The organism is Klenkia sp. AC732 (assembly GCF_979256525.1).
In genome coordinates, this window is the sequence record NZ_CEEDOS010000008.1 from 112,928 (window position 1) to 125,784 (window position 12,857).

General features: G+C 76.5%; 13 protein-coding genes. 7 read left to right on the top strand and 6 right to left on the bottom strand.

Annotation, left to right across the window (positions count from 1 at the left end; translation table 11 throughout):
• Window positions 1–1,173, top strand: a complete 1,173-nt coding sequence (locus tag AC0IVP_RS05750; RefSeq protein ID WP_471755185.1) for an alpha/beta hydrolase family protein — start codon at window positions 1–3, stop codon at window positions 1,171–1,173.
• Between the two features lie 21 nt (window positions 1,174–1,194).
• Here the strand turns inward: AC0IVP_RS05750 and AC0IVP_RS05755 are convergent, their stop codons facing one another.
• Window positions 1,195–3,024: a hypothetical protein gene (locus AC0IVP_RS05755; RefSeq protein ID WP_471755187.1), complete on the bottom strand. Its 1,830-nt coding sequence runs from the start codon at window positions 3,022–3,024 to the stop codon at window positions 1,195–1,197.
• Window positions 3,025–3,085: 61 nt separating this feature from the next.
• Complete coding sequence (locus tag AC0IVP_RS05760) at window positions 3,086–4,096, bottom strand: oxamate carbamoyltransferase subunit AllH family protein (protein ID WP_056299698.1); 1,011 nt, start codon at window positions 4,094–4,096, stop codon at window positions 3,086–3,088.
• Between the two features lie 357 nt (window positions 4,097–4,453).
• Here AC0IVP_RS05760 and AC0IVP_RS05765 point away from each other — a divergent pair, with 357 nt between their 5' ends.
• A complete protein-coding gene (locus AC0IVP_RS05765; protein ID WP_471755189.1) occupies window positions 4,454–6,310 on the top strand; it encodes a helix-turn-helix domain-containing protein in 1,857 nt (618 codons plus the stop codon).
• 9 nt (window positions 6,311–6,319) lie between these two features.
• Here the strand turns inward: AC0IVP_RS05765 and AC0IVP_RS05770 are convergent, their stop codons facing one another.
• Window positions 6,320–7,411, bottom strand: a complete 1,092-nt coding sequence (locus AC0IVP_RS05770) for a TDT family transporter (protein ID WP_471755191.1) — start codon at window positions 7,409–7,411, stop codon at window positions 6,320–6,322.
• Window positions 7,412–7,499: 88 nt separating this feature from the next.
• Here AC0IVP_RS05770 and AC0IVP_RS05775 point away from each other — a divergent pair, with 88 nt between their 5' ends.
• Complete coding sequence (locus tag AC0IVP_RS05775) at window positions 7,500–8,429, top strand: LysR family transcriptional regulator (RefSeq protein WP_471755193.1); 930 nt, start codon at window positions 7,500–7,502, stop codon at window positions 8,427–8,429.
• Window positions 8,430–8,438: 9 nt separating this feature from the next.
• Window positions 8,439–9,638 carry an amidohydrolase family protein gene (locus tag AC0IVP_RS05780; RefSeq protein ID WP_471755195.1) on the top strand — a complete coding sequence of 400 codons (1,200 nt, stop codon included), beginning with the start codon at window positions 8,439–8,441 and terminating at the stop codon, window positions 9,636–9,638.
• Window positions 9,639–9,648: 10 nt separating this feature from the next.
• Here AC0IVP_RS05780 and AC0IVP_RS05785 read toward each other — a convergent pair whose 3' ends face one another.
• The gene (locus AC0IVP_RS05785) at window positions 9,649–10,092 is read right to left on the bottom strand and encodes an ATP-binding protein (RefSeq protein ID WP_056299709.1); all 444 of its coding nucleotides are present in this window, start codon (window positions 10,090–10,092) and stop codon (window positions 9,649–9,651) included.
• 133 nt (window positions 10,093–10,225) lie between these two features.
• Between AC0IVP_RS05785 and AC0IVP_RS05790 the strand changes: the two genes are divergently transcribed.
• Entirely contained in the window at window positions 10,226–11,029 is an 804-nt protein-coding gene (locus tag AC0IVP_RS05790) for a PIG-L family deacetylase (protein ID WP_471755197.1), read from the top strand.
• Window positions 11,030–11,033: 4 nt separating this feature from the next.
• Here the strand turns inward: AC0IVP_RS05790 and AC0IVP_RS05795 are convergent, their stop codons facing one another.
• Entirely contained in the window at window positions 11,034–11,897 is an 864-nt protein-coding gene (locus AC0IVP_RS05795; RefSeq protein ID WP_471755199.1) for a DUF998 domain-containing protein, read from the bottom strand.
• 37 nt (window positions 11,898–11,934) lie between these two features.
• Here AC0IVP_RS05795 and AC0IVP_RS05800 point away from each other — a divergent pair, with 37 nt between their 5' ends.
• Both AC0IVP_RS05800 and AC0IVP_RS05805 read left to right on the top strand, forming a co-directional pair.
• Window positions 11,935–12,324 (top strand): GntR family transcriptional regulator, encoded by a 390-nt coding sequence (locus tag AC0IVP_RS05800; RefSeq protein ID WP_471755201.1) that lies wholly within the window; start codon window positions 11,935–11,937, stop codon window positions 12,322–12,324.
• Window positions 12,321–12,653: a YnfA family protein gene (locus tag AC0IVP_RS05805; protein ID WP_056299716.1), complete on the top strand. Its 333-nt coding sequence runs from the start codon at window positions 12,321–12,323 to the stop codon at window positions 12,651–12,653. The genes AC0IVP_RS05800 and AC0IVP_RS05805 overlap by 4 nt, the downstream gene beginning before the upstream one ends.
• On the opposite strand, the gene AC0IVP_RS05810 is transcribed toward AC0IVP_RS05805, so the two are convergent.
• Complete coding sequence (locus AC0IVP_RS05810; protein WP_471755205.1) at window positions 12,628–12,852, bottom strand: hypothetical protein; 225 nt, start codon at window positions 12,850–12,852, stop codon at window positions 12,628–12,630. The genes AC0IVP_RS05805 and AC0IVP_RS05810 overlap by 26 nt on opposite strands.
• Window positions 12,853–12,857 lie beyond the last annotated feature (5 nt).

The following is a 12,857-nucleotide window of genomic DNA, read 5'->3' on the forward strand; positions in this document are numbered from 1 at the left end:
GTGTTCGAGTACTTCCCCGGCAACTACGTGTGGAACCTGGGCGTCGTCGCGACGCTCAACTCCGGCGGCCTGATCGACGAGGTCGACCGCGCCTGCCGGCCGATCAAGGAGGCCGCGCAGCAGGGCGAGGACGCCGGCACCGCGGACTTCCTGCGCGCCTGGACCGCGCTGACCGACCAGCTGGTCGGCCAGGCCGAGGAGGCCGAGAAGGCCGGCCACACCCGCACCGCGGGGCAGCTGTACTCCCGCGCCACCAACTACCTGTGCCAGGCCGAGCGGATGCTCGCCCACACCAACCCCGACCGGGTGCCCACCTACCGCCGGGTGCTGGAGCTGGCGGAGAAGGCGTTCGCGCTGCACAGCCCGCGGGTCAGCCGGGTCGAGATCCCCTACGAGGGCCAGAGCCTGCCGGCGTACTTCAGCGCCGCCCCGGCCACCGACGACGGCCCGGCGCCGGTCGTCGTGCTGGTCAACGGCCTGGACTCGACCAAGGAGCACATGTACTCGTCGGGCCACTGGCTCGAGCTGGCAGAGCGCGGCATCTCCTGCCTGATGCTGGACCAGCCCGGCACGGGTGAGTCGCTGCGCCTGCAGGGCATCACCGCCCGCATCGACGCCGAGGTCTGGGCCGGCGCGGCCGTGGACTGGCTGGAGACCCGCACCGACGTCGACCCGGCGCGCATCGGCGTCGTCGGCTGGTCGCTGGGCGGCTTCTACTCCCCGCGCGCCGCGGCGTTCGAGAAGCGGTTCGCCCTCTGCGTGGCCTGGGGCGCCAACCACGACTGGGGCGCCGTGCAGCGTCGCCGGGCCGAGCGCGAGGGCGAGCGGCCGGTGCCGCACTACTGGTCGCACGTGCTGTGGGTGTGGGGCATCGAGGGCGACGAGCACCACCTGGACGCGTTCCTGGACTTCGCCGACGACGTCAACCTGGACGGCGTCGTCGAGCAGATCACCGTGCCGTTCCTCATCGCGCACGGCGAGGACGACCGGCAGATCCCGCTGGCCTACGCGCACCGCTCCTACGACCAGGCGGTCAACTCCCCCAAGCGCGAGCTGCGGGTCTTCACCCCCGAGGAGGGCGCCACCGAGCACATCGGGCTGGACCACCTGTCGCACGTCAGCGTCTTCGTCGCCGACTGGGTGGCCGACACCTTCGCCGAGCTCGCCCGCTGAGGCCCGTCGGGACCGGCGGCCTCAGACGTCCCAGAGGTCGCCGGCTCCCGCGGCGCTGACCCGTCCCGGCGTCGGGGCGGTCACCGTGGTGAGCCCGGCGTCGGGCTCCCGGACGACGGCCCAGCCGCGCGACAGCCGGATCGGGACGTCGGGGCCCCCGTCGCCGGCGCCGAGGGTGACCGTGCCGGTGCTCGCGGGGGCGGTGACGACCAGCGAGCTCAGGGGCTGGTCGCCGTCGGCCCACACATCGCACCGGGCGACGACGGTCAGCGTCGCGGGATCCGTGCCGGCGGGATGCCCGGTGCTGCCGCACCCGCCGGTCGAGCCGTACCCGCCGGTGGTGACCGACCAGGCCGTCGTGGTCACCACGGCGCCGTTGGGCAGCACGACCGCCAGCACCACGACGTCCGCCGGCTGGCCCGAGCTGCTGGGGACCTCCCCGGACCACAGGACGCTGACCCGGAGCTGGTCCGCGGAGATCCCGGTGGGCAGCAGGACCTCGTCCAGGGCCGCGGTGAACACCTGTGCCTGGACCGGGTCGCGACCGGGGCCGGCGCGCAGCGTCGGCGGGGCGGGACCGGTGACCGGGTCGCCGGACCAGCCGAAGGCCCCCCAGGCCTCACCGACCTCGGCCTGGCTGCCGTCCGGTCGGACCACCCGGTAGGACGCCGTGGTGCCGCCCTTCCCGGCGGGGCCGACCAGCACGCCGTCCGCGGACTCCACCGTGCGCCACTCCCGGACGGCGGTGCCCGTGGCGTCCAGCGCGACCCCGGGGGAGTACTCCACGGTGTCCCCCGGGACGACCAGGGCGATGAACAGCCCGGGGTCACCGACGACGCCGGCCACCGAGTGGAGGAGTGGGCCCTGGGCCCCGCCGTCCTGCTGCAGCTGGTCCACCGGGGCGCCGATCGGTCCGGCGTACCAGGTCTGCAGGACGCCCAGGCCGTTCTCCCCGACGACCAGCGCCACCCGCTGGTCACCGACGTCCCCGGCGAAGAGGACGCGGCGCGTGGCGACGGGTGTGCCGAGGAGCACCGGTCCGGCTGCCTCCAGCAAGGCGTCCAGGTACGCCTGGTCCCCGGCCAGCGACCCGCGGGTCCCCAGTGTCAGCAGCGGGGACGCAGGCGCGGCGCTGGGCTCCAACGGGAAGAAGGTGACGCTGCCGTCGGACACCGAGGTCTCCTCGGCCGGGGTGGCTGTCGCCGTCGACGGGGCGGCAGCGGGAGACTCGGCGGGACCGCCGTCCCCGGGCACCAGCACGCTGCCGACCACCAGCGCCGCGGCGACCGCGGAGGCCGTGGCCCACCGCAGGCGCCGGCTGCGTCGGGCGGCCCGCACCCGCAGCGGCAGCAGCAGGTCGGCGCCGTCCGGGCTCCCGTCCAGGGCCAGGACGCCGTCCAGCCGGGCGGGCAGGTCCGCGGGGTCGGGCACCTCGGCGGCGACCTGGGCCTCGGCCGACCGCAGCAGCCCGGCGGCGCCGGGGACCAGGCGTCCCACGGCCCCGGGGTCCAGCTGCTCGGCGTGGGTCAGCACGAGCACGGTGCGCTGGTCGAGGGTCAGCCGGTCCAGGGCCGCCTCGGTGGCCCGGGCCGCGGAGACGTCGGCGGGGGAGACCCACCAGGCGTCGGTGGGCACCTCGGCGTCGATCGAACCGGCACCCCGGCCCAGTCCTGAGCGGCGGCCGCGGAGGGCACGGACCAGGCGGGCCAGCGCCGCCTCCCGGGTGGCCGGCCGCCGGGCGAGCACCCGCACCAGCAGGTCGGCGCCGGCGCCGGGGGACCCGGTCAGCAGCCGGGCGGTGCCCAGCAGCGAGTGCCCGTCCAGCTCCGGTGTCCCGCCGCGCCCCCGCACGGGTCCAGTGAACCGGCTCGGTGCCGTCTCGACCAGGGCCCGCGGCGGACGGATCGGTCTCTCAGCGCGGCCGGGTGGTCCGCTCGGCCAGGTCGATCGCGGTGCACAGGCCCAGTGCCATGGCCCGCCCGCTGGTCGCGCCGGTGGCCAGCAGGGTGGCCAGTGCGCCGGTCAGGTCGCCCTGGCCGACGAGCCCGCGGACGACGGCGGCGAACTCGCCGCTGACCCGGCCGGCGGCGGCGTGCCGCAGCAGGGCGCGGGAGAGCTCCGTGGTCCGGCCCGCGGCGAGGGCGTGCACGCCGGCCCCGAAGCGCTCGGCGTCGGGGTGGCCCAGCAGAACGAGCCCGGCGACGGTGCCGGCCAGCACGTCGTCCCCTGCGGGGGTGAGGCCCGGGCCCAGGCCGACGAGCCGGGTGGCCGTGCGCAGCGCGGCGTCGAGGTCGGCGCGGCGGACGGCGCCGCGCAGGGCGGCGAGCGGGCCGCTGGGGCCGCCGGGCAGGCCGGGGAGGGTGAAGGCGCTGTGCGGGCTGTCGCCGTAGAGCGTGGTGCGCAGCGTCCGCACGCCCTCGGGCAGCAGCGAGGGCTGGGCGCCGGGCAGCTTGGGGCGCGGCTCCCACCAGGCGGCGGCCGAGACGGTGAGGTCGCCGACGGTGAGCCGGCCGGCGCCGACGGTGGCCGGGGCGCCGGAGGGCACGGAGACCAGCGGGCGGCCGTTGGCCGGCCGGGAGAGCACCAGGCCCAGCGGCAGCCGGGCGGCGTCGGAGGTGAGCACGCCGACGACGTCGGTGCCCTGCGGGGTCTGCACGGCCAGGTAGACGGCGGCGGGCACGGACAGCAGCACCCGGGCCTGGCGCACCGGGCCGCGCAGCAGCTCGGCGACGCCGGTGCTGGCCGCGGCGGGCACGCTGGCGCCGGGGGCGCGCACCGGTCGGGCGGTGCGGGCGGCGGCCTGCGCGGACTCGCGGGGCAGCGGGATGGTCGGCACGCCGACCCGGGCGGCCCGGCCGGGTCCGCCGGTGGCCGCGGTCCGCCGGTGGCCGGCGGTCGTCGGGCTGGAGTCTGCGGTGCGCATGGGGGTGGCCCTCTCCCGTGGAGTCCGACGACCGGGGTCGGCAGTCGTCGTCGGCACGGTCGGCGGCCGGGTGGCACGGGCGGGCGCCCACGCGCCGTCACCGACGCTTACCATCCCGGCACGGCCACACCGTGCAGGTCTCGAACCTAAGCGGCGCGTCGACGAGGTCCGTATGGCGAGACTCGCCAAGAATGGCTCCCGCGGGACGGGGAGCTCTGACAGGATCTCCGGCAACGGGTGGGACGAGTGGGCGACATGGGGGGACGAACGGTGACCGAACGTGAGTCTTCGATGACAGTGACTGCGATGGGTCATCGCACGGCTCCACTGCGTGAGATCAACCTGCGGCCGGAGCCGGTGCTCTCCCGCGTCGCGCCGGCCGAGCGGACCGCGCTGGAGGACAGCATGGGCCTGTCGGTCACCCAGCTGCTGGCCCTCACCGACGGCACCCTGGTGGCCGGCTCCGCCGGGGCCGGCCGGGTGGTGCGCCAGGTCGTCGTCGACGACCCCGCCGACCCGCTCGCCGGCGCCGGCCCCGACGTCCTGGTCGTGCTGGGCGCGCGGCTCCCGCCGGCCGACCCGGCCCAGTGCCGGGCGCTGATCGAGCGGCTGTCCGCCCTGGGCACGGCCGCGCTGGCCTACCGCGACGCCGACGGGCCGCCCGCCGTCCCCACCGAGGTGCGACTGGAGGCCGACCGGCGGGGCTTCCCGATCGTCGCGCTGCCGCGCGGGTCCCGGCTGGACACCGTGGTCGCCGAGGTGTTCGGCGCGATCGTGTCCAAGCAGACCCAGGCGCTCAGCCTCGCCGACCGGATGCACAACCAGTTCATCGACGTCGCCCTGACCGGCGGCGGGCTGGCCGAGGTGACCTCCCAGGCGGCCAGCTTCCTGGACGGCGCCGCGGTCCTCGGGCTGGGCCCGGACCGCGAGATCGCGACCACCGCCGGCCCCTCCGAGGACGTCGCCGAGGTCCGCGACTGGCTCTGGCTGCTCGACGCCGCCGCCGACGACGCCTTCGCCGACCTCGCGCCGTCCCGGCGGCTGTCGGAGAACCGCGCCGACCAGGCCATCGTCACCCCGGCCGACGTGCTGGCCGACGCCGACCTCTCCCCGGCCGACGGCATCCTGCTGGTGCCCGGCCACCACGAGCTGCCCGGCGGGGTGGGGGAGTACGCCGTCGCCCCGATCATGGCCGGCGACCAGCGCCACGGGTGGTTGGTCGCGGTCAACCGGCACGGGCCGATGCTGGTGGGTGCCGGTGCGGTGCTCGAGCGCGGCGCGGTCATCGCCGCGCTGTCCGAGATCCGCCACCAGGCCGTGCACTCGGTCGAGCTGCGCTTCCAGGGCGACCTGGTCCGCCGGCTGGTCGGCGGGACGGTCGGGCACACCGAGCGGGCGCTGGCGCACACCCGCACCTTCGGCTGGCGGCTCGACGGGCCGGTCGTGGTCATGGTGACCGCCACCGAGACCGTCGCCGACGCCTCCGCCGACCCCACCCGCGCCCTGGACGTCCTGGACCGGCTCGCCGATGGCTGGCGGGCCGCGATCGAGTCCGAGGTGTCCGGTGCGGCCGTCGCCGGGCTGGCCACCGACATCGTCACGGTGCTGCCGCTGGACGGACGCTCCCCCGAGGAGGTCACCGCGCTCGTCTCGGCGGTCACCGGCCGGGTCAACGCCCGGCTGCGCCGCATCGGCCGGGTGCTGGCCACCGGGATCGGCCGCCCCGCGGGGTCGCTGCCGGCGCTGGGCGACGCGCACCAGCAGGCCACCCGGGCGCTGCAGGTGGGCCAGGAGATCTACGGCGAGGCCACCGTCACGCACTTCGACCAGCTGGGCGTGTTCCGGCTGCTGTCGCTCATCCCCGACGGCAACGAGCTGCGCTCCTACGTCGACGAGACCCTCGGCCCGCTGGCCGACGCCAGCGACCCGGACTCGGCGGACCTGCGCGACACCCTGCGGGTGCTGCTGGAGACCAACCTCAACGTCGCGGAGTCCGCGCGCCGGCTGCACTTCCACTACAACACGATGCGCTACCGGATCGGGAAGCTGGAGCGGATGCTCGGGCCCTTCACCTCCGACCCGACGCTGCGGCTGAACCTGCTGCTCGCGCTGCACGCGGCCCGGATGCGCGGCCTGGACCAGCTGCACCGGCCGCCGGTCGAGGCCGGCGGGCCGATCGTGCCCGACGACGGCCTGGACGCGCTCAGCCGCTGACCCGGTCGGTCAGTGGAGCAGGCGGCCGGACCCGACGCCGGCCGCCGTGCGGGCCGCGACCGTGGCCCACGCGGTGGCCAGCACCAGCCAGGCCAGCACGGCGGCCACGGTGAGCGCCGCCGACCCGGTCTGCTCGGCCAGCCCGGAGGTGCCGGTGACCACGGTGCCCACCGGGAAGACGAAGGACCACCAGGCCAGCGAGAACGGGATGCCGTGGCGCGCCGCACGGATGGTGACCGTCGCCGCGAACGCCGCCCAGGCCAGCGCCAGCGTCCAGACCGGCAGCCCGAACCCCAGGGTGAGGGCGCCCAGCCGGTCGGCGACCGTCGCGGGCAGCACCCGCGGCGCCTGCCCGCCCAGGGTGTGCACCGCGGTGATCGACTGGCCCAGCGGGCCCAGCACCACCCACAGCACCGGGACGGCGCCCGCCGCAGGCAGCCCGTGCCGCACGGTGCGCCGCGCGACGAGGGTCAGCACGACCGCGCTCGCCGTCAGGCTGACCAGCACGAAGGCGTAGCAGGCCAGCAGCAGGGGCAGGGCCAGGACGTCCGGTGCGTGCGGCACCAGCAGGGCCCCGGTCGCCGCCGAGACCATCGGCGGGACCACCGGCACCAGCCACCCCGCCGAGGGCGAGCGGCTGTCGGTGGCGTGCCGGGTGCGCGTGCGCAGGGGCACCAGGATCAGGGTCACCAGCCCGCCGACCGTGCCGACGGACCACAGCACCACGTCCAGGGCCAGTGCCGCCGGGAGACCCACGACGTCCCGGCCGACCAGCAGGGTCGCCGCGCCGAAGGCCAGCAGCGCCATCGGGGGAGCGCCCCAGGAGTGCGCCATCACCGGGTCGTCGAGGTGGCCCCGGGCGGCGGCCGGGTGCCGGTGCCAGTGCAGGGCGGTCGCCGTCCCCACGGCCAGCAGGACCAGGCCGGCCAGCAGCCAGACCCCGGCCGCGAGCACCCGCTGGCCGGGGACCTGGACCGGCAGGGTGGCCGTGGCGGTCGCCAGCACGGAGGTGCCCATGACCGACGTCGCCCAGTTCGGTCCGAACGAGGCCAGCCGGGGCCGGGTGGGTGCGGCGGTCGGGGGGACGACGGTGCTGGTCACCGGTCCAGCCTGGGACGGACCGACCCGGTCGGGTACCCCCGCTGCGCTTGTGGGGGCACAAGCGTTCCTTGTGGGTAGCGTCGGTGGCATGCCGCTGAGCCCGCACGTCCCGGAGCTGACCGCGCTGGAGCTCTTCCTCGACGTCGCCGCCGGCGGCAGCATCGGCGCGGCCGGCCGCGCGCAGGGGATCAGCCAGCAGGCGGCGTCGAGCCGGCTGCGCTCCCTCGAACGCCGGCTCGGCGTCACCGTGCTCGACCGGGGCGCCACCGGGTCGCGGCTCACCGAGGCGGGCGTGGCGCTGGCCGCCTGGGCCGCCCGGGTGGTGGCCGCCGCCACCGAGCTGGACGACGCGGCAGCCGCCCTGCGGCACACCGGGGCGGCCCGGCTGCGGCTGGCGGCGTCGATGACCGTGGCGGAGCACCTGGTCCCCGGCTGGTTGGTCGCGCTGCGGGCGGCCTCGCCGCCGGACGCCGCACCCTCGGTGACGCTGACCGCGACGAACAGCGACGCGGTCGTGGCGCTCGTCGGGGAGGGCGCGGCCGACCTCGGGTTCGTCGAGGGCCCACGGGTGCCGGCCGGAGTGCACTCCCAGGTGGTCGCCCGGGACCGGCTGGTCCTCGTCGTCGCCCCGGACCACCCGTGGGCGGCCCGCCGGCGCGCGGTGTCCCCGGCCGACCTGGCCGGGACGGCGCTCGTCGCCCGCGAACCGGGGTCGGGCACCCGGCGGGCGTTCGAGGAGGCTCTCGGACGGCCCGGCCGGGCACCGGTGCAGGAGCTGGGCACCTCGACGGCGGTTCGCGAGGCGGTGCGGTCCGGCCTGGGCCCGGCGGTGCTGTCGGTGCTCGCCGTGCGGGACGACCTGGACGCCGGGCGGCTGGTCGCCGTCCGGGTGTCGGGCCTGGAGCTGGGCCGTGAGCTGCGCGCCGTGTGGTCCGGGGCGGCCACCCCGGCGGCAGGTCCCGCACGTGACCTGCTGGCGATCGCCGCCCGACGCACGTCCGCAACGTCTCTGCGCTAAGACACTCCCGTGCCCACCGACCTGGTCGTGACCGATGCCCGCCTGCGCGACGGGAGGGTCCTCGACGTGCACTGCGCCGGTGGCCGGGTGACCGCCCTGGCGCCGCCCGCCGAACGGCCGGACGGCGTCCCGGTGGTGGAGGCCGACGGCGGTCTGGTCACCGAGCCGTTCGTCGACGGCCACCTGCACCTGGACAAGGTGCGCACCCTCCCGCTCATCGGCGACGCGGCCCTGCAGGCCTACACCGCCGGCGGGATGGCCGAGTCCGCGGCCAGCATCGACCTGGCCAGCGCGGTCAAGGCGCACTGGTCGGTGGAGACGCTGCTGCCGAACATCCGGCAGGCCCTGACCGACGGCGTCACCCACGGGGTGTTGCACCTGCAGGCCTTCGCCGACGTCGACACCGCGGCCGGGCTGGTCGGCGTGCAGGCGGTGCTGGCCGCGCGCGAGGAGTTCCGCGGTCAGGTCGACGTCTCGGTGGTCGCCTTCCCGCAGGACGGCGTGCTGCGCGACCCCGGCTCCGCCGAGCTGGTCGAGCAGGCCATGGCCCTGGGTGCCGACGTCGTCGGCGGCATCCCGTGGATCGAGGACGGCGAGGACGACCAACGGGCGCACGTCGAGTGGGCCTGCGCGCTGGCCGCCCGGCTCGGCACCCGGGTCGCGATGCTCACCGACGACGCCCCCGACCCGTCTTACGCGACGACGACGATGCTCGCGCACGCGATGGACCGGCACGGCCTGCGCGGCCGCGGGGTGGCCTGCCACGCCCGGGCCATCGGGCACTACGACACGGCCCGGCAGGACGAGTTCCTGGCGCTGGCCCGCGAGGTCGGCCTCGGCCTGATCAGCGACCCGCACACCGGCTCGGTCGCGCTGCCGGTGGAGCGCGCACTGGCCGCCGGGGTCGCCGTCGGGCTGGGGCAGGACGACATCGAGGACGCCTACTACCCGTTCGGCCGGCACTCCCTGCTCGAGGTCGCCTTCCTGGCCGCGCACCTGCTGGACATGCGCTCGGCGCCGCAGCTGGAGACCCTGGTCGACCTGGTGACGACGTCGGCGGCCCGGGTGCTCGGGCTGACCGACCACGGCCTGCGGGTGGGCGGTCCGGCGGACCTGCTCGTGCACGACGCCGAGCGGACCGTGGACCTGCTGGCGCGGCACGCGGCGCCCCGCGTCGTGGTCCGGGCGGGGCGGGTGCTGCGCGGCTGACCCGGCCGGGTCAGATCATGACGGGCACGAACGCCCAGACCGACTTCCCGCCGGGGCTGCGGCACCAGCCGGTGCCCTCGGCGGCGTCGGCGACGATGTGCAGCCCACGTCCACCGGGGCCGCTGCCGTCGGGCGTGCGGTGCCGGGGCGGGTCACCGGCGGACCCGTCGGCCACCACCAGCAGCAGGCCCGACTCCAGCGACCCCACGGTCACCTGCACCGGGGTGCCACCGTGCCGCAGCGCGTTGCTCATCAGCTCGTCCAGGGCCAGGACGGCGTCGGCGACGGCGTCCTCGGCGTGCGCGCGCCCGGCCAGCAGGCCCAGGGCGTGCGCCCGGAACTCGCGGCGGACCACCGGCAGGTCCGACAGGACGGCCGGGTTCCAGGACCACCGGAAGCGGCTCTCCGGCGGCGGGGACTCCGGCCACGGTCCCTCGGAGCTGTCTGACGACACGCGTGGTCCTCCGTGCGGGTCTGGGGGCGGGGCTGCGGCGGCGCTGCCGTCGAGGACACTCTGCCCGACCCGGACCCCGACGGTCCCACGGGCACCCCCAGGGGGTGGGGTGGCACCGGGCTACCGTTCGATCATGCTCACCCTGATGGCGGTGCACGCGCACCCCGACGACGAGGCGACGTCGACCGGCGGCATCCTCGCCCACTACGCGGCGCAGGGCGTGCGCACGGTCCTGGTCACCTGCACGAACGGCGAGCAGGGCGACCACGGCGACCTCAAGCACGGCGACGCGGGCCACGACCGCGAGCAGGTCGTCGCCGCCCGGATGGCCGAGCTGCGGGAGAGCGCCGACATCCTCGGGGTCACGCACCTGGAGACGCTGGGGTACGCCGACAGCGGGATGATGGGCTGGGCCAGCAACGAGGCCCCCGGGTCGTTCTGGGCGACCCCGGTCGAGGAGGCCGCCGGCGTCCTCGCCGAGCTGGTCCGCCGGTACCGGCCCGACGTCGTCGTCACCTACGACGAGAACGGCTTCTACGGCCACCCCGACCACATCCAGGCCAACCGGGTCACCGTGGCCGCGCTGGACGCCGCGGGCTCGGACGCCAAGCTCTACTGGTCGACCATCCGGCGCAGCGCCTTCGCCCGGTTCGGCGAGATGATGGCCGAGTCCGGCCTGGAGCTCCCGCAGGACGAGGAGATGCCGGAGATGGGCGCCGCCGACGAGGAGATCGGCGCCACCGTGGACTGCCGGCCCTTCGCCGAGGCCAAGCACGCGGCGCTGCGCGCGCACGCCAGCCAGTCCGACGCGGCCTTCTTCCTCGGCCTCCCGCTCCCGCTGTTCACCGAGATGATGGGCGTCGAGGAGTTCGTCCGGGTCCGCCCGCCGTGGGCGCCCGGCGACGAGGTCGAGACCGACCTGCTCGCCGGGCGCTGAGGGCTCAGCGCTGGCGGGGGGTGCGCCAGGCGCGTTCCTCGTCGTAGTCGTCCGGGTCGTCGTCGTCCCCGGCGGGGGCGCCGCGCTCCTGCTCCTTCTTGCGGGCCAGCGCCTCCAGCGCCTCGTCCCGCTCGCGGGCCCGGTCGAACGCCTCGGCCTTCTCCAGCTCCCGGCGCTGCCGCTTGGTCAGCGTCGCCTCCTCGCCCGTGGGCACGGCGACCTGCCAGTCGTCCTGCTGGCGCCACAGCAGCACCGAGGTGACGGCCAGGCCCAGCGGCAGCACGTAGGCCGCGAGCCGCTCGGTGCCGCCCTCGCCCAGCAGGCCGGTGACGGCGGTGCCGAAGAGCACGGTGGCGATGACCCCGACCAGGCCGAGCAGGGCCAGCGTCGTGCCGACGCCCTCCGAGCGGGGCCGGACCGCGTAGGCCAGGGCCATCAGGCCCAGCCCGCCGCCGAGCAGGTACAGGATCGCCCCGACGGTGTGCGCCGCCCCACCGGTGTCCGAGGGGAACAGCCCGACCAGCAGGGTGCCGACCCCGGCCGCGGACAGCAGCACGACGGCGAGCCGGCCGCCCAGCCCGATGAGCCCCGGGCGCAGCAGCACGCCGCCGGCCACGATGAGCACGCCCTGCGCGATGAACGAGGCGTTCATCAGCGCGGCGCCGGGGGAGAGGTCGGTGCCCAGGTCGCTGATCACCTGCCCGGTGCGGCTGTACCCCGGGAACCGGGCGATCGCCACGGCCTCCAGCACGAAGAACTGCAGGGTCAGCAGCCAGGCCAGCGAGCCGAGCAGGTACCGGGTGCGGCTCAGGGACGTCGGGGCCGGCCCGGCCGGGCCGTCGAACGCGCTGTCGTCGGGGGTGCTCACGGGGGTCGAGTCTCCCAGGGCGCGGCAGACTGTGCGCGTGCCCGTCGACCCCGCCCGTCAGCTCACCGTGGACGCCGGCAACGGCACCCCGCCGTGGAAGCAGCTGCGTGCCCAGCTCGCGGACCTCGTGCACGCAGGGTCCCTCCTGGAGGGCGAGCGGCTGCCCAGCGTGCGGGCGCTCGCCGCCGACCTCGGTGTCGCCGCCGGCACCGTGGCCCGCGCGTACACCGAGCTGGAGACCGACGGGCTCGTCGAGGGCCGGGGGCGGGCCGGGACCGTCGTCACCGGGTGCGGAGGCGACCCGGTCGAGGGTCGGTTGCGCGCCGCGGCCAACCGCCTGGTCGTCGAGGCCCGCGCCGACGGCATGGACGACGACCGGGTGCTCACCGCGGTGCACGCCGCCCTCACCGCCCGCCCGCTGGCGTGACGGTCCGCTCGATCGCGCTCTTCGTGCTCGCGGCAGTGCTGGAGATCGGCGGTGCCTGGCTGGTCTGGCAGGGGGTCCGCGAGCACCGTGGATGGCTGTGGATCGGGGTCGGCGTCGTCGCGCTCGGGCTCTACGGCGTCGTCGCCGCGCAGCAACCCGACGCTTCCTTCGGGCGGGTGCTCGCCGCGTACGGCGGGGTCTTCATCGTCGGCTCGTTGCTGTGGGCCGCCGTCGCCGACGGCTTCCGGCCCGACCGCTGGGACGTCGCCGGTGCGCTGGTCTGCCTGGTCGGGGTCGGGCTGATCATGTACGCGCCGCGGTCGGGCTGATCAGACACGCGCCGCCGCCGGGCTGATGCAGCGCTGCTGCTGGTGACTGGTCTGTCCGTCCTCGGGTGCGCTCGGCCCTCAGCCCGGGCGCTCGGCTGCTCCCGGGCCCCTGCGCCAGCAGGCTCCAGACGACGGTCCGGCTGTCGGTGGCCGCGGGGGAGTCGGGGAAGATCGAGGCCACGTGACCCTCGGGCCCCATGCCCA

Coding starts and splice junctions, on each gene's coding strand:
- AC0IVP_RS05810 (WP_471755205.1), bottom strand. CDS start 12,852: ATGGGGCCCGAGGGTCACGTGGCCTCGATCTTCCCCGACTCCCCCGCG.
- AC0IVP_RS05760 (WP_056299698.1), bottom strand. CDS start 4,096: ATGCGCACCGCAGACTCCAGCCCGACGACCGCCGGCCACCGGCGGACC.
- AC0IVP_RS05775 (WP_471755193.1), top strand. CDS start 7,500: ATGCCGCTGAGCCCGCACGTCCCGGAGCTGACCGCGCTGGAGCTCTTC.
- AC0IVP_RS05790 (WP_471755197.1), top strand. CDS start 10,226: ATGCTCACCCTGATGGCGGTGCACGCGCACCCCGACGACGAGGCGACG.